General features: G+C 50.2%; 23 protein-coding genes and 1 tRNA gene. 12 read left to right on the top strand and 12 right to left on the bottom strand.

From position 1 onward, the window contains the following. Positions 1 to 96: 96 nt before the first annotated feature. From ACM9J1_RS04520 to ACM9J1_RS04500, 5 genes are all read left to right on the top strand, one after another. A complete protein-coding gene (locus tag ACM9J1_RS04520; RefSeq protein WP_415580751.1) occupies positions 97 to 1,227 on the top strand; it encodes an Mrp/NBP35 family ATP-binding protein in 1,131 nt (376 codons plus the stop codon). Positions 1,228 to 1,240: 13 nt separating this feature from the next. Continuing rightward, the gene (locus ACM9J1_RS04515) at positions 1,241 to 1,480 is read left to right on the top strand and encodes a NifU family protein (RefSeq protein ID WP_415580750.1); all 240 of its coding nucleotides are present in this window, start codon (positions 1,241 to 1,243) and stop codon (positions 1,478 to 1,480) included. A gap of 221 nt (positions 1,481 to 1,701) precedes the next feature. Continuing rightward, a complete protein-coding gene (locus ACM9J1_RS04510) occupies positions 1,702 to 2,754 on the top strand; it encodes an NAD(P)/FAD-dependent oxidoreductase (protein WP_415580749.1) in 1,053 nt (350 codons plus the stop codon). A gap of 133 nt (positions 2,755 to 2,887) precedes the next feature. Next, positions 2,888 to 4,345, top strand: a complete 1,458-nt coding sequence (gene rpoN, locus ACM9J1_RS04505) for an RNA polymerase factor sigma-54 (RefSeq protein WP_415580748.1) — start codon at positions 2,888 to 2,890, stop codon at positions 4,343 to 4,345. 49 nt (positions 4,346 to 4,394) lie between these two features. Continuing rightward, positions 4,395 to 5,000: a hypothetical protein gene (locus ACM9J1_RS04500; RefSeq protein ID WP_415580747.1), complete on the top strand. Its 606-nt coding sequence runs from the start codon at positions 4,395 to 4,397 to the stop codon at positions 4,998 to 5,000. Here ACM9J1_RS04500 and ACM9J1_RS04495 read toward each other — a convergent pair. The 3 genes from ACM9J1_RS04495 to nadA all read right to left on the bottom strand — a co-directional run bounded on the left by ACM9J1_RS04495 (position 4,995) and on the right by nadA (position 8,227). Beyond that, a complete protein-coding gene (locus ACM9J1_RS04495) occupies positions 4,995 to 5,711 on the bottom strand; it encodes a porin family protein (protein ID WP_415580746.1) in 717 nt (238 codons plus the stop codon). The genes ACM9J1_RS04500 and ACM9J1_RS04495 overlap by 6 nt on opposite strands. Positions 5,712 to 5,786: 75 nt before the next feature. After that, entirely contained in the window at positions 5,787 to 7,301 is a 1,515-nt protein-coding gene (gene nadB / locus ACM9J1_RS04490; protein WP_415580745.1) for an L-aspartate oxidase, read from the bottom strand. Beyond that, positions 7,301 to 8,227, bottom strand: coding sequence for a quinolinate synthase NadA (nadA, locus tag ACM9J1_RS04485; RefSeq protein ID WP_415580744.1), 927 nt, complete (start codon positions 8,225 to 8,227; stop codon positions 7,301 to 7,303). Before nadA ends, nadB begins: the two co-directional genes overlap by 1 nt. Positions 8,228 to 8,341: 114 nt before the next feature. On the opposite strand from nadA, the gene ACM9J1_RS04480 reads away from it, so the two are divergent. Beyond that, positions 8,342 to 9,577 carry a pyridoxal phosphate-dependent decarboxylase family protein gene (locus ACM9J1_RS04480; protein ID WP_415580743.1) on the top strand — a complete coding sequence of 412 codons (1,236 nt, stop codon included), beginning with the start codon at positions 8,342 to 8,344 and terminating at the stop codon, positions 9,575 to 9,577. 343 nt (positions 9,578 to 9,920) lie between these two features. On the opposite strand, the gene ACM9J1_RS04475 is transcribed toward ACM9J1_RS04480, so the two are convergent. The 5 genes from ACM9J1_RS04475 to ACM9J1_RS04455 form a co-directional block, all read right to left on the bottom strand. After that, a tRNA-Ser gene (locus ACM9J1_RS04475) sits at positions 9,921 to 10,007 on the bottom strand. Positions 10,008 to 10,076: 69 nt separating this feature from the next. Continuing rightward, the gene (locus ACM9J1_RS04470) at positions 10,077 to 10,949 is read right to left on the bottom strand and encodes a glutamate--tRNA ligase family protein (protein WP_415580742.1); all 873 of its coding nucleotides are present in this window, start codon (positions 10,947 to 10,949) and stop codon (positions 10,077 to 10,079) included. Position 10,950: 1 nt separating this feature from the next. Next, entirely contained in the window at positions 10,951 to 11,979 is a 1,029-nt protein-coding gene (locus tag ACM9J1_RS04465; RefSeq protein ID WP_415580741.1) for an asparaginase, read from the bottom strand. Next, positions 11,969 to 13,105: a 1-acyl-sn-glycerol-3-phosphate acyltransferase gene (locus tag ACM9J1_RS04460; RefSeq protein ID WP_415580740.1), complete on the bottom strand. Its 1,137-nt coding sequence runs from the start codon at positions 13,103 to 13,105 to the stop codon at positions 11,969 to 11,971. Before ACM9J1_RS04460 ends, ACM9J1_RS04465 begins: the two co-directional genes overlap by 11 nt. A 65-nt stretch (positions 13,106 to 13,170) precedes the next feature. Beyond that, complete coding sequence (locus ACM9J1_RS04455; RefSeq protein ID WP_415580739.1) at positions 13,171 to 13,941, bottom strand: TatD family hydrolase; 771 nt, start codon at positions 13,939 to 13,941, stop codon at positions 13,171 to 13,173. Positions 13,942 to 14,006: 65 nt separating this feature from the next. On the opposite strand from ACM9J1_RS04455, the gene ACM9J1_RS04450 reads away from it, so the two are divergent. The 3 genes from ACM9J1_RS04450 (at position 14,007) to ACM9J1_RS04440 (ending at position 17,381) form a co-directional block, all read left to right on the top strand. Beyond that, the gene (locus ACM9J1_RS04450; RefSeq protein ID WP_415580738.1) at positions 14,007 to 14,444 is read left to right on the top strand and encodes a retropepsin-like aspartic protease; all 438 of its coding nucleotides are present in this window, start codon (positions 14,007 to 14,009) and stop codon (positions 14,442 to 14,444) included. A 192-nt stretch (positions 14,445 to 14,636) separates the two neighbouring features. Then, positions 14,637 to 15,584 (top strand): DUF4476 domain-containing protein, encoded by a 948-nt coding sequence (locus tag ACM9J1_RS04445; protein ID WP_415580737.1) that lies wholly within the window; start codon positions 14,637 to 14,639, stop codon positions 15,582 to 15,584. Between the two features lie 75 nt (positions 15,585 to 15,659). Beyond that, positions 15,660 to 17,381, top strand: coding sequence for a T9SS type A sorting domain-containing protein (locus ACM9J1_RS04440; RefSeq protein ID WP_415580736.1), 1,722 nt, complete (start codon positions 15,660 to 15,662; stop codon positions 17,379 to 17,381). 72 nt (positions 17,382 to 17,453) lie between these two features. On the opposite strand, the gene odhB is transcribed toward ACM9J1_RS04440, so the two are convergent. Beyond that, positions 17,454 to 18,695, bottom strand: coding sequence for a 2-oxoglutarate dehydrogenase complex dihydrolipoyllysine-residue succinyltransferase (gene odhB / locus ACM9J1_RS04435; RefSeq protein ID WP_415580735.1), 1,242 nt, complete (start codon positions 18,693 to 18,695; stop codon positions 17,454 to 17,456). 136 nt (positions 18,696 to 18,831) lie between these two features. Beyond that, on the bottom strand, positions 18,832 to 21,600 hold the full coding sequence (locus ACM9J1_RS04430) for a 2-oxoglutarate dehydrogenase E1 component (RefSeq protein WP_415580734.1): 2,769 nt from the start codon (positions 21,598 to 21,600) through the stop codon (positions 18,832 to 18,834). Between the two features lie 118 nt (positions 21,601 to 21,718). Here ACM9J1_RS04430 and ACM9J1_RS04425 point away from each other — a divergent pair, with 118 nt between their 5' ends. Together ACM9J1_RS04425 and ACM9J1_RS04420 are read left to right on the top strand one after the other, a co-directional pair. Next, positions 21,719 to 22,285, top strand: coding sequence for a hypothetical protein (locus tag ACM9J1_RS04425; RefSeq protein ID WP_415580733.1), 567 nt, complete (start codon positions 21,719 to 21,721; stop codon positions 22,283 to 22,285). A gap of 75 nt (positions 22,286 to 22,360) precedes the next feature. Next, positions 22,361 to 23,821 carry a serine hydrolase gene (locus ACM9J1_RS04420; RefSeq protein WP_415580732.1) on the top strand — a complete coding sequence of 487 codons (1,461 nt, stop codon included), beginning with the start codon at positions 22,361 to 22,363 and terminating at the stop codon, positions 23,819 to 23,821. Between the two features lie 25 nt (positions 23,822 to 23,846). Here ACM9J1_RS04420 and ACM9J1_RS04415 read toward each other — a convergent pair whose 3' ends face one another. Together ACM9J1_RS04415 and ACM9J1_RS04410 are read right to left on the bottom strand one after the other, a co-directional pair. Next, positions 23,847 to 24,197 carry a hypothetical protein gene (locus ACM9J1_RS04415; RefSeq protein ID WP_415580731.1) on the bottom strand — a complete coding sequence of 117 codons (351 nt, stop codon included), beginning with the start codon at positions 24,195 to 24,197 and terminating at the stop codon, positions 23,847 to 23,849. A gap of 168 nt (positions 24,198 to 24,365) precedes the next feature. Beyond that, the gene (locus ACM9J1_RS04410) at positions 24,366 to 25,340 is read right to left on the bottom strand and encodes a polyprenyl synthetase family protein (protein WP_415580730.1); all 975 of its coding nucleotides are present in this window, start codon (positions 25,338 to 25,340) and stop codon (positions 24,366 to 24,368) included. A gap of 162 nt (positions 25,341 to 25,502) precedes the next feature. Between ACM9J1_RS04410 and ACM9J1_RS04405 the strand changes: the two genes are divergently transcribed. Next, complete coding sequence (locus ACM9J1_RS04405) at positions 25,503 to 26,111, top strand: TetR/AcrR family transcriptional regulator (protein WP_415580729.1); 609 nt, start codon at positions 25,503 to 25,505, stop codon at positions 26,109 to 26,111. Positions 26,112 to 26,113 lie beyond the last annotated feature (2 nt).

Here is a 26,113-nt window from a genome sequence, read left to right as displayed (position 1 = left end):
TATCGCCAAATTCAATCAGCAATTGTCAATTATCCATTGCCAATTATCAATTGCTCCCTATCTTTGCAATCTAAATTTAGTCTTAATAAGACATTCATGAAACTCGATAGAAAAGAAATCCTCAAGGCGCTTGAATCCATTTCGGTGGCCGGCGAGGGAAAAAATATGGTCGAAAGCGGCGCGGTCGCCAACGTACTGACTTTTGGCGATGAAGTCGTCGTGGATTTGGTGATTTCCAGCCCGGCCATGCACATTCGCAAACGCGCCGAAGAAGACATCGTCAAATGCATCCACGAACACATTTCTGCCGATGCCAAAGTAAAAGTCAACGTCAAGGTGGAAACGCCCGAAAAACCCGAAGTTAAAGGGAAATCTATTCCGGGAATCAAGAACATCATCGCCGTTGCCTCCGGAAAAGGCGGCGTCGGGAAATCAACCGTCACGGCAAACCTCGCGGTAAGCCTGGCCAAAATGGGCTTTTCAGTCGGTGTACTCGATGCCGATATTTACGGTCCGTCGATGCCGATAATGTTCGATGTAGAAAACGAAAAACCCATTTCGGTGAACGTCGAGGGAAAATCCAAGATGAAACCGATCGAAAGTTACGAAGTCAAGATTTTGTCCATCGGATTTTTCACCGCACCAAGCCAAGCGGTCATCTGGCGCGGCCCGATGGCATCAAAAGCCTTGAACCAGATGATTTTCGATGCAGATTGGGGCGAACTCGATTTCATGCTCATCGACCTGCCGCCGGGTACCGGTGACATCCATTTGTCCATTATGCAGTCGTTGCCGATTACGGGCGCGGTCGTCGTTTCTACACCGCAAGCCGTCGCGCTCGCCGATGCCAAGAAAGGCGTTTCGATGTTCCTCTCCGAAGCCATCAACGTTCCGGTGTTGGGCATCATCGAGAACATGGCCTATTTTACCCCGGCCGAGTTGCCGCAAAACAAATATTACATCTTCGGTCGCGAAGGCGCCAAGAATCTCGCCGCAGACCTCGAAGTGCCTTTCTTGGGCGAAGTCCCAATCGTACAGTCCGTGCGCGAAGCCGGTGATTTTGGCCGTCCGGCCGCGATGCAGGACGGCGCTCCAATTGCCGATATTTTTACCGAAATCACGCGCAACGTCGTCGAACAAACCGTGTTGCGCAACCAAAGCCTGCCGCCAACCGAAGCCATCAAGATCACCACCATGGCCGGATGTTCTGCAGTAAAAGCAAATTAATTTGGAATTTGAAATGAATACCGAAGAACTAAAACACAACGTAATGCTGGCACTCGATGAAATCCGGCCCTTCCTGAATTCAGACGGCGGCGACATCACGCTCATCGGCATCGAAGACGACAAACACGTCAAGGTGCGGCTGGAAGGCGCGTGCAATGCGTGCAGCATCAACAAAATGACCTTGAAGGCCGGCGTAGAAACCACCATCAAGAAGTTCGCGCCACAGATAGAAACCGTAACCAACGTCGCTTAGATTTGGGCGTTTCCCTGCGGGCCGGGCTGTCCGCACTCGCTTTTGCAGACCTCTGAGGTTTTGAAGCAGAACCGTAACAGAACGGTATAAAACGCACTTAAACCTCAGAGGTCTCGCAAAGAGCTTAGACAAAGCTTCCATCCCTAACGCGGGCCTGACAACCATCATTTACACTTGTCCGCCGCCAACCGAAATTTGTGGCGGTTTACAAAAATCATCTTATGATCGAAACAGATATCCTCATTATCGGCGCCGGGCCAACCGGGCTTTTCGCGGTCTTCGAGGCCGGCTTGCTCAAACTCAAATGCCACATTATCGACGCCTTGCCGCAACCCGGCGGCCAGCTCGCAGAACTCTACCCGAAGAAGCCCATTTTCGATATTCCCGGTTTTCCCGAAGTCCTGGCCGGCGATTTGGTCAACAACCTCATGGAACAAATCAAGCAGTTCCAACCTGGTTTCACCTTGGGCGAGCGCGCCGAAACCATCGATAAACTCGACGACGGATCATTCATCGTCACCTCAGATAAAGGCACGAAACACAAGGCCAAAGCCATCGCCATTGCCGGCGGGCTGGGCAGTTTCGAACCGCGCAAACCGTTGATTGCAGGCATTGAGAATTTCGAGGACAAAGGCGTCAACTATTTCGTCAAGAATCCGGAGCAATTCCGCAACAAACGCGTGCTCATTGCCGGCGGCGGCGACTCGGCGCTGGATTGGTCTATTTTCCTGGCCAACGTTGCCTCAGAAGTCACGCTCATCCACAGAAGAAATGAATTCCGCGGCGCGCTCGATTCTGTAGAAAAAGTGCAGGAACTGAAATCGCTGGGCAAAATCCGTCTGGTTACGCCCGGTGAGGCGGTTGCACTTGGCGGCGACGGCCATCTACAATGGGTTGACATCGACAAAGAAGGTGCAACCGAACGCATCGAAACCGATTATTTCATTCCGCTCTTCGGGCTTTCTCCCAAACTCGGCCCCATTGCAGACTGGGGTTTGGAGATTGAAAAGAACGCCATCAAAGTAGACAATTCCTTGGATTACCAAACCAACATTCCGGGCATTTATGCCATTGGTGATGTGAACACGTATCCGGGAAAACTCAAGCTCATCCTCTGCGGTTTCCACGAAGCCACGCTGATGTGCCAGAGTGTTTACCAAAGGCTCAACCCGGGCAAGAAATATGTCTTGAAATACACGACGGTTTCCGGCGTAGATGGCTTTGACGGTAGCCGGAAAGAAGCGGAGAAGGCCGTAGTCAAGGCGATTGAATAAGCCAAAACCCCTTTATATCCCTGACGCTGTTGGCCGTAACATTTCCATTCGGCCACGGTGCATTTTATTGCCCGAGACGCAAAAAAATAGTTCCAAATTCTGTAAATTTGAGCATTAATAGCCATTAGGAATTATGCTCAGGCAATCGCTCAACCTCAAACTTTCGCAGAAATTATCTCCGCAGCAAATCCAGCTCATGAAGCTGATCCAGTTGCCTACGCAAGCCTTCGAGCAACGCATCAAGGAAGAGATGAACGAAAATCCGGCACTGGAATCCGGTAAGGAAGAGGAGGAAGAATACGAAAAGGACGAGTTCGACAATGAAGAAGATTTCGATGACGACAACGACAGTATCGAGGCCGACGAAATCAACATCGACGAATACCTCAGCGACGACGAAACGCCGGACTACAAATATTCGGCAAACAATTATTCCGACGAAGAACAGCGCGAAACACCACTGGCCGCCGGAACGTCTTTCCACCAGGATTTGTTGAACCAATTGCACACGTTTATCCTGACGGACGAAGAACGCGACATCGCCGAATTCCTCGTAGGCAGCATTGATGACATGGGCTATTTGCGCCGCAGCCTGACCGATCTGGTGGACGACATGGCCTTCACGCAAGGCATTTACACCGACGAGAAAACCGTGGAAAAAATCCTGCACATCGTCCATGAGCTGGAACCGGCCGGTGTGGGCGCGCGTGATTTGCAGGAATGTCTGGTGCTGCAACTCAAGCACAAAACCCCGACGGAATCTGTCGGGTTGGCGCTCGACATTTTGGAAAACCAGTTCGATGCGTTCACCAAGAAACACTACGACAAACTTCAGGGCAAGTACGGGATTTCGCTCGAACAGCTCAAGAAAGCCATAGACGAAATCGAGAAGCTCAACCCAAAACCCGGAAATTCCTTTGCGGGCAGTACACGATTGATTGAACACGTCGTGCCTGATTTTACCATCCGTGTCGTGGACGGCGAACTCGAACTCACGCTCAACGGCCGCAACGCGCCTACGTTGCATGTCTCGCGTGACTACAAAGACATGATGCAGACCTATAAGGATTCGCGGGAAAAGTCACAGGCGCAGAAAGACGCGGTGATGTTCATCAAGCAGAAACTCGATTCGGCCAAGTGGTTCATCGACGCCATCAAGCAACGCCAAGAAACGCTGTTCGTGACCATGAACGCCATCATGCATTTCCAGGAAGGCTTCTTCTTGACCGGCGACGAAACGAAACTCAAACCGATGATCCTGAAAGACATCGCCGACATCGTCGGGTTGGACATTTCCACGATTTCGCGCGTGGCCAACAGCAAATATGTCGATACGCCGTACGGCACCAAGCTCATCAAGGAGTTCTTTTCGGAAGGCATGCTCAACGACCAAGGCGAAGAAGTATCGACCCTGGAAATCAAGAAAATCCTGCGCGATGTGATCGACGCCGAAGACAAACGCAAACCGTTACCGGACGAAGAACTCATGGAAATCCTCAAGGAAAAAGGCTACCCCATTGCACGTCGCACGATTGCGAAATACCGCGAACAACTCGAGATTCCGGTGGCGCGGATGCGGAAGAAGATTTAGCGTGAATTTCAATTGCGAGACCCATTCCTTGAACCTTGAACTTTGAACTTTGAACAGATTTCTCGCTTTTTTTTCCTACTTGTTCCACCCGCTGTTCATTCCACTGTACACGACGGTTTGCTTTTTCGTGTTGCGTAAAACGTATATTTTCCCGGCTGAGATTTTCCTTTTGATCGTACAGGTCATCATCGTCACGATACTGATTCCGATGGCATTTTACTTTCTGCTGAAAACCGCCGGAAAGGCCGATTCTGTCATGCTCGCCGATGTGCGGCAACGGCGCGTTCCGTTGCTGTTGCAAACCTTACTCATTTTGTTGTTGCTCTGGCAAAGCATCTCGCCGCACCGCGTCCCGGAATTGTTCTTTTTCTTTTTGGGCGCACTCGTGACATCGGCAGCTTGTCTGGGTTTCGCCCTCGCGCAAATCAGGGTAAGTTTGCATATGGCGGCGATGGCGGCGATGTTGTTGTTTGTGATCGGGTTGAGTATCCATGCGCAACGCAATGCGGTCTGGTTGGTGGTTTTCCTATTGTTGGTTACGGGATTGACGGCTTCGTCACGACTGGAGATGAAAGCCCACGATTTCAAGGAATTGATCCTCGGATTTTCATGTGGCCTGTTGCCGCAGGTCGGGTTTTGGTTTTTGTGGCTATAAGATGTAAAACATCAACCCGATATTGAGCGTGTGTACATTCAAGTCATTGCCATCGAGCGATGCCGACTTGAAAATCGGGTTGAAACCGTAATAGATATTCAGGTTCCAGGTGTTGAATCCGGTGGCCAGGTACATACCATACTGGATGCGGTCAATGTCATCGATGCCGTTCACGGTATACTTGTCGCCGCCGTTCCTGAATTTGTATTTGCTGAACACCAGATAACTAAACTTAAAACCGGTATACACGCGCCAGAATTTGTGCGTGGCAGGTGTCGACGTGCGCCATCGGATCTCCAAAGGCAATTCCGCGTAATTCAGGATGAGCTTGTTCTTGTCATAAGCCAGATCGGACGGCAGCAGGCTGTATTGGTAATCGCCGCTGTTTTCGATAATGGTCAGGTTTTGATTCAGGTTGCTGATGGCATACCCTAACCCAACCGCGATGGCCCAAGTGCGCGACTTGTTGATGGGCATATCGCGCAAAAACCCGAAACTGTACCCTGACGAGAACTTTTTTTGCTTGAAACCATCCGGCCTGTTCTGCAAAATATTGTAGGTAAACCCGATGTAGAATTGGTCTTCGCGATACAACGAATCGAGCGCGGCGAAATTCGGTTCTTCTTTCTTCGGCGCAGCCACCAACAAAGAATCTTGCGCAAAGCCGGTAAAAGCCGTGAAGAAACAAACTAAAAAAAGCAGCTGCCGCATGGTGTGGTTTTGGGCGAAGGTACAAAAAACAACTGTTTTGTCGCGGCGCAAAAAAGCAAATTTCGCGTGGCCGCTTCAGGATATTTTCACGAAGCCGCCTCGGTTTTCGGTCCTTTCCCTCGATGCCGACACAATCAGTCCGGCCACTTGCAACATGTTCAGGGTTTCGTATAAAGCCACCGATGGCGCGTGCGTGCTGATAAGCGATGTAATTTCCTTTTCCCATTGGGCAATGCTGTTCGCTGCCAGCGCCAACCCCGAATCCCTGCGGACGATGCCCACGTGCCGAAGCATCAGCTCATGCAGTTTTCTACGGTATCCGGTTACGAACAATGCATTGACGGTTGGTTTTGCAATGCGGGTTGTTTTCGGTGGAACGCCATATGGTTTTGGCATTTGCCGTTCGAGATATGCGTAGATCTGGTGCGAATAGACCAGCGCTTCCAACAAGGAGTTTGAAGCCAGCCGGTTGGCGCCGTGCAGCCCTGTCCGTGAACATTCCCCGCAAGCCAGCAAACCGTCGATGGACGTTCTTCCGTGCTCATCCACGACAATGCCGCCGCACAAATAATGTTGCGCCGGAAGCACCGGAATCCAGTCTTTGCGGATATCCACGCCGTGATCCATGCAATAGCGATGGATCATCGGGAAATGTGCCATGAATTTTTCGTGGTTAAGATGCGTGCAATCGAGATAGACACAATCGTCGCCCGTTTTCTCGAGTTCGGCGTGGATGCTTTGCGAGACGATATCGCGTGAGGCCAATTCGCCCCGGCTATCATAATCCGGCATGAACCGCCGACCTTCTTTGGTCTTGAGCAATGCCCCGAAACCACGCACCGCCTCCGAAATCAAAAATGCCGCGCCTGCCTTCTTTTCGTAGAATGCCGTGGGATGGAACTGGATGAATTCCATATCGAGGATTTGGGCGTTTGCCCGATGCGCCATCGCCACGCCGTCGCCGGTCGCAATCAAAGGATTGGTCGTGTGGCCGTACACTTGCCCGATGCCGCCGGTGGCCAGAATCGTAAATCCGGCATATAGCTGCACCAGTTCCGACGTTTTTTCATGCAATACTGTTACGCCAATACAAGAGCCGTCACACATCACGACGTCGACTGCAAAAAAGTGATCGAGCACGGTAATGTTTTCCAGTTGCCTCACTTTGGCCAAAATGGCGCGCTCGATCTCGGCACCGGTTTGGTCTTTATGATGCAACACGCGGCTTTCGCTGTGTCCGCCTTCCTTGCCCAAATCAAAATGGCCGTAACCACCACGGTCAAATCTGGCGCCCCAATCCAGCAATTCCCGGAAGCGTTTCGGGCCGTCGGTCACTACCATTCGCACCACGGATTCATCGCATAAGCCATCGCCGCAAATGAGCGTGTCGCGGATGTGTTTTTCGTATGAATCGGTGGTGTCGTCGAGCACAATGGCAATACCGCCTTGTGCGTATTGGGTGTTGGAGTCTTCCTCGTTGGCTTTGGTGACGATGACGATGGCGCGGTCAGGGAAACGTTCGGCCAGCCGAATGGCCAAGGTCAGTCCGGCAATCCCGGAGCCGATGATAAGATAATCTGCCTTGTTCATCAGGACAACTGAAGCATGCGTTCAACGGGTTGCAAAGCACGGTGGCGCAAGCCTTCCGCAATGGTTACTTCGGGCGTTTCATGCAGCAGGCAGTCGTGCAATTTCTGTAGCGTATTGACCTTCATGTAGGCACACTCGCTGCACGCACAAGTGTTGTCTTCCACGGCCGGCGCAGGAATTAGCGTCTTGTGCGGCACTTGCAGTTGCATCTTGTACAAAATCCCGGCTTCGGTGGCAATGATGAATTTGTCGTGCGGACTTTTTTTCACGTAATTGATCATTCCGGCGGTTGAGCCGATATAGCTGGCCGTTTCCAGGATGTGCGTTTCCGATTCGGGGTGCGCGATGATCTGCGCGCCTGGATGCTGGCGGTGCAGTTCCATCAACTTGTCGAAAGAAAACGCTTCGTGGACAACGCATGAACCGTCCCAAAGCAACATATTTCTTCCAGTAATGGTGTTCAGGTATTTCCCGAGATTGCGGTCAGGCGCAAAAATAATGGGTTGGTCTTTTGGGATGGATCCGATGATTGTCGCCGCGTTGGAAGACGTGCAAACATAGTCGCTCAATGCCTTGATCTCCGCGGAACAGTTGATATAGGTGACCACGACATGGCCCGGATGCCGTGCGATGAAATCTGCGAATGTGTCCTGCGGACAGGAATCGGCCAGGGAACAACCTGCGTTCAAATCGGGCAACAGCACTTTCTTTTCGGGATTGAGGATTTTTGCGGTTTCGGCCATGAAATGCACGCCCGCAAAAACGATAATCGATTGCGTGCAGCGCTTGGCCTGCTGCGCCAGCGCCAGACTGTCACCAATGAAATCGGCCACTTCCTGGATGGCTTCTTCCTGATAATAATGCGCAAGAATGACTGCATCCTTTTCAAGTTTCAATTGCCGTATGGCCTGTTGGAGTGGCGTCATAACTGGAAAATCTGGGAAATAGGACTGCAAAAATATCCCGAAGCACCGCGGGTAAATATGACAAGAGTCATATCGGCGGAAGTTAAATAGCCGGATTTTTGCGAAAAATTTTCGATGAAAGACTGGAAGAAAAGCAGGCCAGAAAAAGCGCAACGCCACATCCTGAAAGCGTTGGCCGAAAATGTGAATTTCAACGACGGCAGTTACGCGCTGGGTTACCCGGTGTCCCGGCTCGACACAAAAGTATTCCACGACGCGCCATTCCTGAAAGATGCACCGCTGCTCTCGGCCTACGTGGCCAACCCCAATCACATCGGTTGCCATACCGTGGGCAAATCTGAACACGCCTTCAGCGGTACGCAACGCATCGAGCGGGATGCACTATCTATCGTTGCCGAAACCATCTTCAAGGCCGAGGAAAACAGCTACGACGGTTACATTGCGGCCGGCGGTACTGAGGCCAACATTCAGGCGCTCTGGATTTACCGGAATATTTTCCTGAAGAAACACGCAGCCAGACTCGACGAAATTGCCATCATCACTTCCGAAGACACGCACTATTCCATCGCAAAAGGTTCAAACCTATTGATGGTTGACTTTATCAAAGTACCGGTTGATTTCCACACGCGCGCCATCGATACGCCCGCCTATATAAACTTGCTGGAGCAGGCCATCCGGAACGGGAAAAAGTACTTCATCGTGGTGGCCAACATGGGCACGACGATGTTCGGTTCTGTGGACGATCCGTTGGTGTATACCGAAGCGCTGAAACAACGGAATTTGCCTTTTTTTCTGCATATCGACGCGGCATACGGTGGTTTCATCTATCCGTTTCTCAACGAGGACAGCACGTTGAATTTTACCAACCCGGACATTTCCTCGATGACCGTCGATGCCCACAAAATGTTGCAGGCGCCATACGGAACAGGGATTTTTCTTTGCCGAAATGGCTTGATCGAAAACGTCCTTACCGAAGATGCAAGCTACGTGGAAGGATTAGATTTGACGCTTTGCGGCAGCCGCTCGGGTGCCAATGTCATCGCGGTCTGGATGATCCTGAAAGCCTACGGCTACAACGGCTGGTTCGAGAAGGTCAAGGTATTGCAGATGCGTACCGACTGGCTTTGCAAACAATTGAACGAACTTAGCGTGGGCTATTTCCGTGAGCCGTTCATGAACATCGTCACCCTCAACGCCGAATTCGTCAGTCCCGAACTTGCCTCTCGTTTCCAACTCGTTCCCGAAAAGCACGGCGGCGGCAATCAATGGTACAAAATCGTCGTGATGGATCACGTGGAAGTGGAAGTGTTGGAAGAATTGTTGGCGGGAATCGGTACCGTTTCGGCGTAACAGCGGATCATTGTATGCTGCCGAAATGAGCGTCTGTCGTCGCAAATTCGCGGCCTTATCTGCGGTTTGCATTTCTCACTCGCCAAAAGTTAGCAAGGGATTATTGCATGATTCCCAATGGGAGAATCTGTCATCGCATGCGCCGCCTATCAGCGGCTCTCATTTTTCACGCTGCCAAACCGCGTCAGGGATTATTGCATGATCCCGGAGTGGGGATTCTGTCATCACGCATGCGCCGCCTATCAGCGGCCAGCATTGTTCATACTGCCAAACTTAGGAAAGCTTTGGGCTTTCCGCGTTTGTCAGCATGAAAAATGCGCTTCTCACGAAGCGCATTCTAATGCAGAGAGGAAGGGATTCGAACCCTCGATGCAGTTACCCACATACAAACTTTCCAGGCTTGCTCCTTCAACCACTCGGACACCTCTCTAGTTCGGGTGCAAAGAACACAAAAAAAACTGATTTTTGAAAGCCGATGCGATTAAATTTTCCGCATCAATCAAGGATTTATTTGCTCGAAATCGCGCCAATGCGTCAATATGCCGTCCACTTGGCGGCCAATCATCCCGTAAACTTCTTTCGAATTGTAACCAGACTTCCGCAAATGCCTTATCGACCCGTCACCCGCCGACTTCGACAATTTCCGATCGCCATCCTTAAGCAATCCGTGATGGTAAAATGTGACGCCCAGAAATTTGTCTTCCCGTAGAAGTGCGGCCAAAAACAACTGCGCCAATGTCGATGGAAAAAGGTCTTCGCCGCGTACGATTAAGTCTATCCCGAAATACAAATCGTCCACCAACGATGTGAGCTGATACGCCGGGAAACCGTCTTTTTTCCGAACCACAAAATGTTGCATCTCCGGCGGAAGCACCGTATAAACAAAACTGCCGTCGAGTTGCTTTACGCCTATGGAAGCGGCATTCTCTGTATCGATGCGCCACGAAACGTCTGGTGTATCAAGCGGAATTCCCTTGCGGCGGCAAGTGCCCGGATAAACGCCGCCGTATTGTTCACTGATTTGCTTCCGCGAACAATCGCAGGCGTAAACCAATCCGGTAGCAACCAAGCGCTCCAATGCTTTTTCATACAGCGGCAAGCGGTGGCGTTGCGAGAAATGTGTCTCGAAATCCGCTGCGTCTTTTGGGCCTTCGTGCCAAGGAATGTCCAGGAAATTCACGGTGTCGAAAATGTCGTCCACATATTCCGGATGCACGCGTTCGCGGTCCATGTCGTCGATGCGCAACACGATGGATGCGCCGGTTTGCTGGGCCAATGCAGCCGTGAGCGCAAAAGAGTAAGCATTCCCGATGTGCAAAAAGCCGCTCGGTGTGGGCGCCAAACGGGTTTTATGGAAAGTAGTCAATGGCATATCAGGAAATTTCGCCCCGCAGCGGTGTCTCGAAAACCGTCTTGAACTCGTGCGCCGAAACGTTGTGTCCGAGCAAATACATCAGTTTGGTGATGGCGGCTTCGGTCGTGATGTCCTTGCCGGAAATGATCCCGAATTCACGCAGTTTCGTACTGGTTTCGTATTGGCCCATATTCACGCTTCCGCCCGCGCACTGCGTCACATTTACGATGTGCAAGCCGTTTTTTACGGCATCGCCGATGGCCGTCACGAACCAATCTTCGGTAGGTGCGTTGCCTGCGCCATAAGTTTCCAACACTACGCCTTTCAGGTTCGGGATGCCAAGGATCGCTTTCAGCACCGCATCGTTAATGCCCGGAAAAAGTTTGATGATGGCCACGTTGTCGTCCATTTCCTTATGGACAATGAGCGAACCCGACGGCTTTTTCCCGAACAAATATTCATGGTTGATTTTCAGATGCACACCCGATTCGGCCAGCGGCGGATAGTTGGACGATGTGAACGCGTTGAAATGTTCGGCGTTGATTTTTGTCGTGCGGTTGCCGCGATACAATTTGTATTCAAAATACAGGCAAACTTCCCTGATTACGGGCTTGTTGTCTTTCTGGATCGAGGCAATCTGGATGGCCGTAATGAGGTTTTCCTTGGCGTCGGTACGCAAATCGCCGATGGGCAACTGCGAACCGGTAAACACGACGGGTTTGTCCAGGTTTTCGAGCATGAAACTCAGCGCAGAGGCCGAATACGACATCGTATCCGAACCATGCAAGATCACGAAACCGTCAAACGATTCGTAATTTGATTCAATCATTTCAGCAATCTTCACCCATTTATTCGGGTTCATGTTCGAGGAATCAATCGGCTGGTCGAACGAAATGGTTTCGATGTCGCAGTCGAGCTGTTTGAGTTCAGGGATTTTATTGAGGAGTTTCGCGAAGTTGAACGCCTTGAGCGCGCCGGTTGCGAAATCCTTCATCATGCCAATCGTGCCGCCGGTGTAAATGAGCAGGATATTTGGCTTAGTTTGCATCGGCGTATTTCATTTTGTTCACCACCGGGTTGGCGTACATGGCGAGGAAACCTTGCACGGCCACCGGATTGTTCTCATCGATCCGCATTTCCAATCGGCGCTCGAAAATCGACTTTTCGCTTTCGGTGTATTTATCGGCGAACTTTTGGGTACCGTGAAGCAAATCGTACGCAATGTAATTGGTAGGCCACAACTTGTAGCCCGTCAGGACCGCGTCGTCAATGATTTGCGCCAACGCCTGAATTTGCTTGTTGGTATTGTCGTGCTGCGTTTCAATGGCGTCGAATTCATTTTTGAGCACGTCGCCCACGTGGATGTGGATGCGCTTTTTCTGGCCCATGATGCCGCTCATCAGTGTAATGAAATCCTCGTTTTTCTCTTTCTTGTAGATTTCCTGTTTGGCTTCGGCGAGCAACCGCGGCATTTTGAGCGCATCAGTCGGGTCGTATTCGTAGGAAATCGAAACCGGGACAATTTTGATTTTCCTGAAGTAATCCATCAGGTTTTCGGCATCGCTGCCCATGGCAAGCATTTTCAAAACGCCTTGCTGGGTTTCGTCGTTGCCGTCTTTGGTGCGGCCTTCACGCTGGGCAATCCAGACCGAACGGTTTTCGCGGCGCAGCAACCTGCAGATGTATTCAGACATCAGCTTGGAGCTCATCAATAGCTCGCGCGGCGGCAAATTGCGTTGCACCAAAAAGTTGCGGTTGAGTTTGGATAACGTATGCAGGAAATTCCGTTGCACGAGGTTGTCGCCAATGGCCGATGCGGTCATCACCAAGCCATGATCAAACAAACTCGCGTTGATGAGCGAGGTGTCCAGAATAATATCGCGGTGGTTCGAAATGAACAGATACGCGGTGTTTTTCTCCAGTTTCTCAAAGCCCGAAGTGGTCAATCCATCCGAGGTTTTCTCGAGGACTTTCATCAGGGCGCGGTAAATGAAATTGATTTGGAAATCGCGGATGGAGTACGTGCGGCGCAGTTGCTCTTTCCAGATGTCGTCATCCACGCCCGGAAAGGTAAAGTTCATCAGCGCCTTCATCATCGGATGGTTGAGCGACGAACAAATCGCATCGTTCACTTCGGCGTCATAAAAGGGCCGGATGGCGTCAAACTTTGACATCTATGGTTTTTTGGTTTGTGGAAACAAATTAACACATTTTTCCTTAAACCAACCCAAATTTGCTGTTAAATCCCGAATACGTTTCTGGAATTTTCGGTCGTAATCCGCGCGATTTCGGCTTCCGATAAACCGTAGATTTCAGACAACTTGGAGACCACATGCGTCAGGTAACTGCTTTCGTTGCGCTTGCCGCGGTAAGGCACCGGCGCCAGATATGGCGAATCGGTTTCGAGCACGATGTTTTTGAGATCGATCTCGTGTAAGAATTGGTCGAGCCCGCCGTTCTTGAACGTCACCACGCCGCCAATGCCGAGTTTCATCCCGAGGGAAATCGCGGTTTCGGCTTGCGATCTATTCCCGCTGAAACAATGGAAAATCCCGAACAAGTCATCACTGCGCTCGCTTTCCAACACGTCGAATATTTCATCGAACGCGTCGCGCCCGTGGATGTTGATCGGTAAACCATAATGCTTGGCCAACCTGATTTGCCTGCCGAACGCTTCTTTCTGGATGCCAAGTGTTGACTTGTCCCAATACAAATCAATCCCGATTTCCCCGACGGCATGGAATTTTCGGCGTGCAAATTCCGCTTCAACGAACGCAAGTTCAGCTTCCATCGTGTCGGCTTTTACGTGCGTCGGGTGCAAACCCATCATCAGGAAAACATGGTCTGGATATTTCGATTCCAAATCATACATCGCAGCGGCGTACGTCGAATCAATCGCCGGAATAAAGAATCTTGTCACGCCGGCATCGATTGCACGTTGCATCATCTGGTCGCGGTCTTCGGAAAACTGACGGCTGTATAAGTGCGTGTGTGTGTCTGTAATGGTCATAAACAATTGCAAAGAAATGAAAGTTTCGGGTAATTTGCCCTACTTTTAGCGGCCAATAAAATGAGATGACACACCTGCCGGAAATCCTTCAAAAGGAAAAATACAAGAAAATACGCTTCACCGTGAGCAAGACCAACCATTTGTTGGTAAACGCGTCCATCAACGGCGTCAAGGGCAGGTTCATCCTCGATACCGGCGCGTCCAACAGTTGTGTCGATTTTCAGGATGTGACGCAGTTCAAACTGACGCCCGAACATTCCAAGACACGCGCAGCCGGCGCAGGCGCTACGGGCATGTTCACCCAGATCGCGCAAGACAACATCCTCAAAATCGGGCGTTGGCAACACAAAAGTTTTAGCCTCATCGTTTTTGATATGTCACACGTCAACGCCGCGTTAAAAGAACACAAAGCCAAACCCGTAAAAGGAATTCTGGGCGCCGATGTGCTCATGCACGGAAAGGCCATTGTGGACTACGCCAACCATTTTGTTTATTTGAAGTAATACACAGATTGTATCATGAGGTCACGCGCGTGCTGGCAACGGCCAGAACGATTGGCACCATCTTTGTTCGCGTTTGGATGTTTAGGGGAGATATGGTGGCTATTCTAGTGCTGTCTTAACATTAGTCACATGTCAAAATATCATTCCTTTTAATATATTAGCACCCAAAATGAACAACTCAAAATTCCCACGATGAAACAAAAACTATTTTTTGCTTGCGCACTTTTCTTTACCCTTGGCAGCGCATTGGCCCAGAACTTTGGTCACTTGACCATTTTCTCAGAAGACGGAGACAAGTTCTTTTTGATCCTGAACGGCGAAAAAATTAACGACGTAGCGCAAACAAACCTACGTGTCGAAGACCTGAACCAGCCGTATTACAACGCCAAAATCCTGTTTGAAGACACCAACAAACAGCCCATTTCCAAGAACAACCTCATGATTGCCGACGTTGACGGTATTTTCAAGGACGTCACTTATAAAATCAAGCGCGACAAGAACAATTCCACCAAGATGAAGATGAATTTCTTCTCTCAGATTGACGTCGATCCGGGCTTCTTGCCGCCGTCAAACGTACACGTCATCCATTATGGCACGCCGGTTCCGGCTCCGGCTGCTCCGTCACCACGCGGACAGGTCACGCAAACCACCACCACGACAACCACTTCAGGCACCAATTCAGTGGGCATGAACGCCGGTGTAAATGTCAATGGCGTTGGTGTTGGCATCAACATGACGATCAACGATCCAGACGTGCAAGTGACGCACACGCAAACCACGACCACAACTACAAATTCATCTGGCTATGACTATGAACCGGCCAATCCGCGTCCGCGCGGTTGCAACAACGGCCGTTGCATGTCGGCGTCAGATTTCAACAGTGCTTTGGCCACCATCAAGAACCAGAATTTCGAGGAAACAAAGCTGAAAACCGCCAAGCAAGTCGCGGGCGGCAACTGCCTCAGCCCACAGCAAATCGCTGACATTTGCCGTACCTTCAACTTTGAAGACAGCAAGCTCGATTTCGCCAAGACGGCTTATGACCGTTGCACCGAGCCGAGCAATTATTTCAAGATCAACAACGTGTTTGAATTTAGCTCCAGCGTTGATGAATTGACCGAATACGTGTCGTCGCGGTAAACCTGCATTGAAAAACTTTGGAAATCCCGCTCTTTTGGAGTGGGATTTTTTTATTTTAGGAGTAAAATCCGTAGCATGAAACATTTTTACTACAGCCTTTTCCTCACCTTGCTTTTTTTCGTTGGTGCAAAATCCCAACAAAGTTGCGTCTCGGCGGAACCCCTCTGTCTCAATAACGGAACCCTCACGCTAAGCAACACGATTAACGTAAATACAGCCGAAGGCGGGATAGACTATGACTGCCTTTTTCAACAGCCCAACCCTTATTGGCTTCTCATCAAAGTTGCCGTAGCCGGAAACTTGGAATTCCAGTTAACGCAATCCAATTTGAGCGGCGTTCCCACGGATATAGATTTTATCCTTTGGGGACCGTTTCCTGATCCGTCTCAATCTTGCGGGCCAGAACAACTCAATCAGGGCACAGAGGTCGCATGTAGCTATTCCAATAACCTTACGGAAACCTTTTCTATTCCGAATGCGCAAGCGGGTGAGTTTTACAAATTACTGGTCACCAATTTCAGCAACCAGTTTGGCACGTTTACCATAACGCAAACCAATATAGGACAACCGGGATCTGGGTCGTCCAACTGTGATATCCCTTGTCCGCTCACCGTAATGGGTGATGGGACTTCGCCATGCCCTATAACCAACCTTTGGGCGAGTCCGGCATACGCTGGCGCAACCTATCAGTGGAGTTCACTGGAGTCAGGATTGCTTGATGAAACAGGCCAATTTCTTACCGTAACCGAGCCTGGCACATACACTGTAACGGTGACTGCCCCGGGGTGCATTAGCCCAATGACAGCGACTGGCGTTGTATATCCGTACGCGCTCGAACATCCGGAGGCAAACGACCTCACCGCATGCAGCAGCGTCCCTACGGCCATCTTTGACTTGTCAACAAACGAAGCGATTGTATTGGGCGGTCTGGATGAGAGTGATTTTAGCGTCATCGGCTTTTTTCATACGGAGCAGGACGCGTTCAACGGTATTTTTCCCATCTTAAATCCTTCAACATACAACGGGACAGACGGAGAAGTGATTTACTATGCCATCGAAAACATGATGAGCGGTTGTATATCGGTGGGCGATTTCATGCTGCATGTCGTTTCCGGGGCACCCGCGGTTGAAGTTTCTGTTTCAGACCAAACGGCAACAATCCTTATCCAGCCGGACGGAAACTACCAGTATTCTTTAGACGGCGGTGCAACCTGGTCTTCTTCGAACATCTTTACCGACTTGCCCATGGGTGATTATACGGTTACCGTACAGTACGCCTGCGGAACAACAACTCAGGACTTTTCGATTGTTACCCCTAATGCGCCTTTCGGAAATTCGCCGCAATTCTTCACAGCCGGACAGACCCTCGCAAATCTGGTCATGACTGGCCAAAATATCCAGTGGTATGACAGCGCCGGCCGCATGCTGTCGGACACGCCATTGCCGCTTTCAACCTTGCTACAGGGCAATACCACTTACTTCGCCACGCAAACGGTCAACGGCGCTGAAAGCACCAACAGATTTCCCGTTCTCGCGTTGTCGGTCTTGTCTAGCGCAGGGGTCGCGTTCAACAGTCTGGTCTGCCATCCCAACCCGGCCAAGACTATTTTATTCGTGTCAAACGGATTACCGATCGAAAGTTTCGAAGTTTTTTCTTTGTTGGGACAGCGTGTCGCCAACAGTAGGGTAAACCATGCGCAGATTCAAATCGATTTATCTCCACTTGCCAATGGCGTTTACTTTGTCAGGCTCAAAGCGGCGGGCACGCAAAAAACGATTCGCGTCGTCAAAGAATAAAACGTGAATACGTAGATAAAAAAATCCCGCTCCAAAAGAGCGGGATTTTTCATCTATAAATAATTGGAGAAACTACAATTCCAAAGCCCTTTTCGGGTCGCCACCCATGAGCAGTTCGCCCGGGTTTTCGAGGCCTTCTTTTACGGCCACCAAGAAACCTACCGACTCGCGGCCGTCAATGATGCGGTGATCGTATGACAAGGCCACGTACATCATCGGGTGAATTTCAACTTGGCCATTTACGGCGATCGGGCGCTCAATGATGTTGTGCATGCCAAGAATACCCGATTGCGGCGGGTTGATGATTGGCGTTGACAACATAGATCCGAACACGCCACCATTTGAAATGGTGAACGTACCGCCAGTCATGTCATCAACGGTAATTTGGCCTTCGCGGGCACGGATCGCCAAACGCTTGATTTCGGCTTCAATGCCACGGAATGTCAGGTTTTCGGCGTTACGCACTACCGGAACCATCAAGCCTTTAGGGCCTGAAACGGCAACCGAGATGTCGCAGAAGTCATAGGAAATTTTCTGGTCGCCGTCGATCATGGAGTTCACATCGGGGAACAACTGCAACGCGCGCGTCACCGCTTTGGTGAAGAACGACATGTAACCCAAACCAAGCCCGCCGTGTTTGGCCTTGAACGCATCTTTGTACTCGTTGCGGATCAGGTTGATTGGCGTCATGTTGACTTCGTTGAACGTGGTGAGCATGGCCGTTTCGTTCTTGGCGGCCACCAAGCGCTCGGCGACTTTGCGGCGCAACATAGAGAGTTTGGTGCGGGTTTCACCACGGCTTCCGCCGGTTGGCGTACCCATAGACGCTTTGCCATTGGCTGCCATTGCGTCTTCTTTGGTGATGCGGCCGTCTTTTCCGGTACCTGCAACGTCTGTGGCCGAAAGGTTTTTCTCGGCCAATATTTTCTTGGCGGCTGGCGAAGCGCTTCCGGTTGCATAGCTGGTTGGCGCAGGCGCAGCTTTTGGTTCTTCTTTCTTCGGTTCCGCCTTTGGTGCTTCGGCCTTTGGCGCTTCTGCCTTGGCTTCGGCTTTTGGTGCCGCGCCGCCCGCGGGCTTGCCATCGGTATCGATCAAACAAACGACGGCGCCCACGGCTACCGCGTCGCCTTCTTCGGCTTTCAGGGTAATGATACCGCTGGCTTCAGCCGGCAATTCCAGCGTGGCCTTGTCTGAATCTACTTCGGCGATGGCTTGGTCTTTCTCGACGTAATCGCCGTCTTTCACCAGCCATGTTGCAATTTCAACTTCTTTGATCGACTCGCCCGGTGAAGGCACTTTCATTTCTAAAATCATGATCTCTTTGGTTGTTATGTCTTAGTAATATGCTTCAATTTTATGATGAACCCTAGCCCTGATGGAAGCGGCATCCTTTTTAAATCCTGCAAGGTTTAAAAAGATACAGCGTACAGCAGGTTCCCGGCTCCCAAAATTAATTAAATAAATCCTTATCGAAAACCATCGCAATGGCCGACGCGTGACGCTTTTTGGAGCGGGCATAACTGCCGGCGGCCGGCGCGCTGTATGGCTTGAGCGACGCACAACGGAATTTGACCAGGTTGAAATTCATGAGCATGAAACTGTACGCGCCCATGTTTTTCGGTTCTTCCTGCGCCCAGACGTAATCGTCGGCGTTCGGGTAGGATTTAATGATGGCTTCCAATTGGTCAACCGGCAGCGGAAACAATTGTTCGATGCGTACCAAAGCGACGTCGTTGCGGCCATTGGCTTCGCGCTCTGCGAGCAAATCGTAATAGAATTTGCCGGTGCAGAACACGAGTGTTTTTACTTTTTTCTTGTCTACGGTGTTGTCGTCGATGACTTCCTGGAAGGTACCGTTGGCGAGTTCGTCAACCGAAGAAACCACCAGCGGATGGCGCAGCAGTGATTTCGGGGTGAATACGATGAGCGGCTTGCGGAAATCGGTCTTCATCTGGCGGCGCAACAAATGGTAGAAGTTGGCCGGCGTGGTACAATCGGCGATGTACATGTTTTCGTTGGCGCACATCTGCAGGTAACGTTCCATACGCGCCGAAGAGTGTTCTGCGCCCTGGCCTTCGTAACCGTGCGGCAACAACATCACAAGCCCGTTCTGGTTGTTCCATTTGTCTTCGGCGGCCGAAATGTATTGGTCAATCATGATTTGCGCACCGTTGGAAAAATCGCCGAATTGCGCTTCCCAAATCGTGAGCGTTTTTGGCGCTGCGAGTGCATAGCCGTAGTCAAACCCGACGACGCCGTATTCAGACAAGAGCGAGTTGTACACGTAAAACTTGCCCTTTTGATTCTTGAGTTCGTTGAGCAGGATGACTTCTTCTTCGGAATCTTCTACTTTCACCACGGCATGGCGGTGCGAGAACGTGCCGCGCTCTACGTCTTGGCCCGAAATGCGTACGTCGTAACCTTCGGTCAAAAGCGTGCCGTATGCCAGGAGTTCGCCCATGGCCCAGTCCAGCTTGTCGGTTTCGAACATGGTTTTGCGGTCGGCGATGAGCTTGGTGATCTTGCTGATGAATTTCTTGTCGGTCGGCAACTGCGTGATGACTTCGGCAATTTCGGTCAAGCCTTTTTTCGGGAATGTCGTGTTGACCTTTTCCATCATCTTCTGGGCGTCGGCCTGTTTGAAGCCTTCCCATTCGTTCTGCATGAACGGCGTGATGACAGTTAAGTCCTTTTTGCGCGATTTCTCCAGGTTTTCCTCGAGTTTCGCTTTGTAGGTATCTTCAAGCGACTTCACGAAACTGCCGTCGATGACGCCATCAGAAAGCAATTTCTCTGCGTAAATGTCGCGCGGATTCTTGTGTTTTGAGATGAGTTTGTACAACTGCGGCTGCGTAAAACGCGGTTCGTCGCCTTCGTTGTGGCCGTATTTCCGGTAACCGAGCAAGTCGATGAATACGTCGCTCTTGAACGTCATGCGGTAATCGAGTGCGAACAACATGGCATGCACGACGGCTTCCGTGTCGTCTGCATTGACGTGCAGAACCGGCGACAAGGTCACTTTGGCCACGTCGGTACAATAGGTTGACGAACGTGCATCCAGATAGTTCGTGGTAAAACCGACCTGGTTGTTGATGACCACGTGGATGGTTCCGCCGGTTTTGTAACCGTCGAGTTGCGACATCTGTACGATTTCATACACGATGCCTTGTCCGGCTACGGCAGCATCACCGTGCAACGCAATCGGGAGCACTTTCGATGAATCGCCGTTGTAATAGCGGTCTTGCTTGGCGCGCGTGATGCCTTCGATGACCGCACCGACAGTTTCCAGGTGCGACGGGTTCGGCGCCAAGTTGATGTTGATGGATTTCCCGGAAGCCGATTTGCGGTCTGCGGTCAAGCCCAAATGGTATTTTACGTCGCCGTCGAACAGCGCGTCGTCGTCATAGTCTTTTCCGTCGAATTCAGAGAAAATATCCTGGGTATTCTTCCCGAAGATGTTCGCCAGTACGTTCAGACGGCCGCGGTGTGCCATGCCCATGACGAATTGCTCCACGCCGCGTTCGGCCGCGGCTTCAATGAGCGCGTCGATGCCCGGAATCAGTGATTCGCCGCCTTCGAGCGAGAAACGCTTTTGGCCCACGTATTTGGTGTGGAGGAAATTCTCGAAAGAAACCGCTTCGTTGAGCTTGGCCAGGATTTGTTTTTTTTGGTCTTGCGAAAAACGCGGTTGGTTGTCGTTGTACCCGATCTTATCCTGAATCCATTGGATGACTTCAGGCTTCCGGATGTACATGTATTCGACGCCGATGGACTGGCAATAAATCTTGTTCAAATGTCCGAGGATTTCGGCCAGCGTACAAGGTTCGAGTTTCATCACTTTGGCCGCGTCGAAAACGGTATTCAAATCGGCCTCGGACAGCCCGTAATTTTCGATATCCAGTGTCGGCGAATAGGTACGGCGATGACGGATCGGGTTGGTCTTGGTGAACAAATGCCCACGCGTACGGTAGGCATCGATGAGTTTCAGGACGTTGAATTCCTTCTGCAGTTTGTCGGACAATTGCGAAACGTCTACGGAAGAAACCGCATCGGCAATCAGTGCGTTGTCAACCTGTCCGGAGAATGAAGACCCAAAGTCAAACCCTTGGAAAAAACTTCTCCAACTCGGTTCTACACTGTCTGGATTTTCAAGGTATTGGTCGTATAATTCGGCAAAAAAATCGGTATGGGCTGCATTTAAGAAGGAAAACCTATCCATGATTTTGTGAAAGTTCTGGGTGCGTTGTTAAATAGTCACGCAAAAGTACGACAATTGAATTTATTTACATTTATTTTTAGATACTTTTATGCATCTGGAAATCAATCGTGAAAACGCCATGAAAATCTGCAAAAAATCTGTGCTTTTGTCGTGCTGTATTTTGATTTTGACAACCGCGGTTTGGGCGCAGGATTCGTTGCGCGTAAAACCCAAAAACGAGTTCTGGGAGCGTGTGCATTTCGGCGGCGGTTTCGGAGCGGCTTTCGGGAGCGACTATTCCAATTTTTCGCTGTCGCCGGGCGCGATGTACGAGGTCAACAAATATTTCGGCGTTGGCCTTGGTTTGCAGGCGAGTTATGTAAAAGTGGATGGCGATTACAATCCGCTGGACAACAACCTGAGCAACTACAAATCCTGGATTTACGGCGGCAGCGTCATGGGTTTGTTCAACGTGATCGAAGAACTCCAGCTGTCACTGGAACTCGAGCAAGTGCGCGTGAACACCACTTTCTCCTACCCCGACGAGCCGGAATTCACCGACAATTTCTGGAACACAGCACTTTTCCTCGGCGCGGGTTACCGGGCAGAAAACGTGACCTTTGGCGTGCGCTACAACCTGCTTTTCGACCGCGACAAAAGTGTGTACTACGAACCGTTTATGCCGTTTGTGCGGGTGTTTTTCTGACCTGGCCAGACTGGCTAACTTTGGTTCCCGGACATGTCGTTGTATTTAAATCATTCATCAAAAAAACCAATCATCATGACATCTAAAAACTTCCTGCATTTTTCGTTGGCCGTTTTCTTTCTGCTGGCTTCATTGGCAAGGGTTCAATCGCAAACCAAAGCCGAACAAATTGACCAACTCATTTCGCGTTACAACGAATATGGCATGTTTAACGGCTCGGCATTGGTCGCCGAAAACGGCACGCCCATTTTCAAGAAAGGCTTCGGGATGGCCAATATGGAATGGGATATCCCGAATGCGCCCGACACCAAACACCGGCTGGGTTCCGTCACGAAACAATTTACCGCCGTGCTGATTTTGCAGTTGGTGGAACAAGGAAAATTGGATCTCCACACGCCCATCACGAAATACCTGCCGAATTACCCCGAAACGGCCGGCGATAAGATTACGATCCATCATTTGCTGACGCATTCCTCAGGCATTCCGAGCTATACCGATTTCCCGAATTTCTTCAACGAAACAAGCCGCGATTATTACAGCCCGGCCGATTTCGTGAAACTTTTCTGTTACCTGCCGTTGGAATTTATGCCCGGCGAAAAATTCGCTTACTGCAATTCAGGGTATTTCCTTCTGGGTTACATCATCGAAAAAGTGACCGGAAAAAACTATGCAACCTGCCTGCAGGAAAACATTTTTACGCCATTGCAGATGCACAACACCGGGTTCGACGTGCACCAAACCATCTTGAAAAACCGCGCGTCGGGCTACGAGAAAACGGGCAATGGTTACATCAATGCGCCGTATCTGGATATGAACCTGCCGTATGCCGCGGGTTCGATGTATTCGACGGTGGAAGATTTGTTGCTCTGGGATCAGGCGCTGTACACCGATAAAATATTGTCGGCGAAATCACGGACGTTGATGTTCACCAAACACATCGCTACCCGATCGAGCCATTATGGTTACGGCTGGGATTTGGACGAATTGCCCAACATAAAACCCGGCGCGACCATCAGCATTACCGAACACGGCGGCGGCATCAACGGTTTCAATACGATCATTTCAAGGATTACGACCGACAAGCATCTGGTGGTTTTGCTCAACAATACTGGCGGTGCCCCGCTTGACGAAATGAACATCGCCATCCGGAACATCCTGTACGGAAAACCGTTTGAAATGCCGAAGAAATCACTGGCCAAAACGGTCTACGCCACCATCAATGAAAAAGGTTTGGCAGCCGGATTGGCGCAATTCAAGGCTTTGAAAAATGCTGACGGCTACAGCTTGAAAGAAGGTGAAATCAATGCCGCGGGCTACCAATTGCTGATGTCCGGAAAAACAGCCGAAGCCATCGAAATGTTTAAACTCAATGTGGAAGCCTTCCCGAAATCGGGCAATGTTTATGACAGTTTGGGCGAAGCGTACCTCAAGGCCGGCAACAAAAAACTGGCGCTGGTGAACTACAAAAAGTCTGTTGAACTCGACCCAACCAACGAAAACGGGAAAAAGGTTATCGCCGAACTTTCCGGAAAATAGCCTTTTACGGAACGCGCCCGATGTATTAGAATTTGTTGCGGAACCACACTTTCTGCCATTCCCGTTTCAAGATCAGGAACGACACTTCCTTGGACAAAGCCAAAATGTCTGAGCCGTCGAGTGCTTTTACTTGCTGCTCCGGCACGTCGATGATGTAAAGAAGATTCAGATACTCGGCGAATTTGTAGTGGATCAGCCGGTAAATTTTTTCATGCAACTGGACTTTCAATTCTTCCGGCGACGTACTGGCCGGAAAATCCACGGGTTCGTTGGCGAGGTTAAAATCCTTGTTGAGTTGCTCCAGCAGTTTGGCGTAGAGGTTTTCCTGCGAAGCTTCGCTCAGGAGTAAGTCGGTATTTTTTGGGGCAACATACATATAATTGATTATGGATAATTGTGCGGCGGATGTTAACTTTTTGTACGGGTTTTCCGCACGTGCAGCCAGCAGCTTTGGTGTTGGGAAAGCATTTCCCCTTCCCTGAAGGTAAGATACGATTTCTGCAAAAAACACCGCTGCGGGAAAACCGTACTTTTTAAAAAAACCTTACACTTGCCGTTGCATCAAACCTTCGCCGAACTTCCGTAAAATGGCCTTTTTGTCGTCTGCGATATCCATTCTGGACAGTGTATCAAACGCCTTGAATGTGTAATCCTTAATAGCTTCCAAAGTGGCATCCGCGGCGCCCGAGCGCTCAAAAATCGATTTGACCGACGTTACTTTTTTGTCAGGGTTTTCGGGTTTCGACACAAACCAATCGCGTAGTTTTTGCGCATCTTCTCCGTTGGCGAATTCGCGCGCCTTCAGGAACAAATAGGTCTTTTTATTTTCGATGATGTCGCCGCCCACTTGTTTGCCGAAGGTTTCCGGATTGCCGAACGCGTCCAGATAATCATCCTGAAGCTGGAACGCCAGGCCGAGGTTTCGCCCAAAATCATAAATCGCATCGCAATTCGCTTCGGATGTCTTGGCGATGATGCCGCCCATTTTCAGGGCCGCCGCCACCAAAACCGCCGTTTTGTATTCGATCATCTTGAGATATTCCTCGATGGAAACGTCGTTGCGGGTTTCAAAATCGACATCCCATTGTTGGCCTTCGCAGACTTTTATGGCCGTTTTACTGAACAATTTGGCCAGTTCGCGGAATACGGCCGGTTCGTAGGTTTCAAAATGTTGGTACGCCAGGATCAGCATCGCATCGCCCGAAAGGATTCCAGTATTCAAATCCCATTTTTCGTGGACGGTTTCGTTGCCCCGGCGCAGCGGCGCTTCGTCCATGATGTCATCGTGTACGAGTGAAAAATTATGGAAAACCTCAACGGCAATCGCAGCTTGCATGGCATCGTTGTAATGCGCACCGAAAATTTCAGCCGACAGCAATGTCAAAACCGGACGCATCCGCTTTCCGCCGAGCGACAGGATGTAATCGATGGGTTCGTAAAGGTTTCTCGGTTCCTTGACGGTGACGGATTTGTCCAGCGCATCAATGAAAGCCGCGCGGTATTGGGCAATGGAATGCATAAAAAAATTTTCGCTAAGATATAAAAGGCGTGCGACTACGGGAAAGTTTCCATTCACGAATCAGCATCTAAAACGAATGTTAAATTTTTGCAAATACTTTGGAAACTATTTTTGTGTTCAAAGTTTCCGTTCTACATTTGCCGGAAATTTTTAAATCCCGACATGAAAGATAAAATCATCGACAAAGCGGCTGAGCTCTTCCTTACGGTAGGCTTCAAAAGCATCACGATGGACGACATTGCCGCCAAGATGGGCATTTCAAAGAAAACGCTGTACAAATATTTCAGCAACAAGGAACAACTTGTGGATGAAACCACAATGAGTTTCCAACAAAGAATCAATGCGCGGATAGACGATGTCCTCGCCAAGGATTACAACCCGATCAAAGAGTTGTTCGAAATCAAGAAAACCATCCAGACGTTTTTCCAGATTACCGATACGTCGCCTTTGTACCAGTTGAAAAAACACTATCCGGAAACCCATGACAAGTTGATGGATTGTGAACAAAAGGAATGTGCACAGCTTTTTGGACAGAACATCTCGCGCGGCATCGCCCAAGGTTTGTACAGGAAAGAAACAGACATTGAAACCTGTACGTTCTTTTATTATGCGCTCATCATGCACATCAACGCCACGACCATTCTTGAAAAAGATGCCAGCAAACTCGAACTGGCGCTTTTGGAATACCACATCCGCGCGATCGCTACGCCAAAAGGCATCGCGGAACTTGAGCAACAATTGGCAACACTAAACGAAATCAAATCAATCTAATC

Source organism: Flavobacterium longum (genome assembly GCF_965137575.1).
In the GTDB taxonomy this organism is placed as follows: domain Bacteria; phylum Bacteroidota; class Bacteroidia; order Flavobacteriales; family Flavobacteriaceae; genus Flavobacterium; species Flavobacterium longum.
This window is presented reverse-complemented; position numbering and strand designations above follow the sequence as displayed.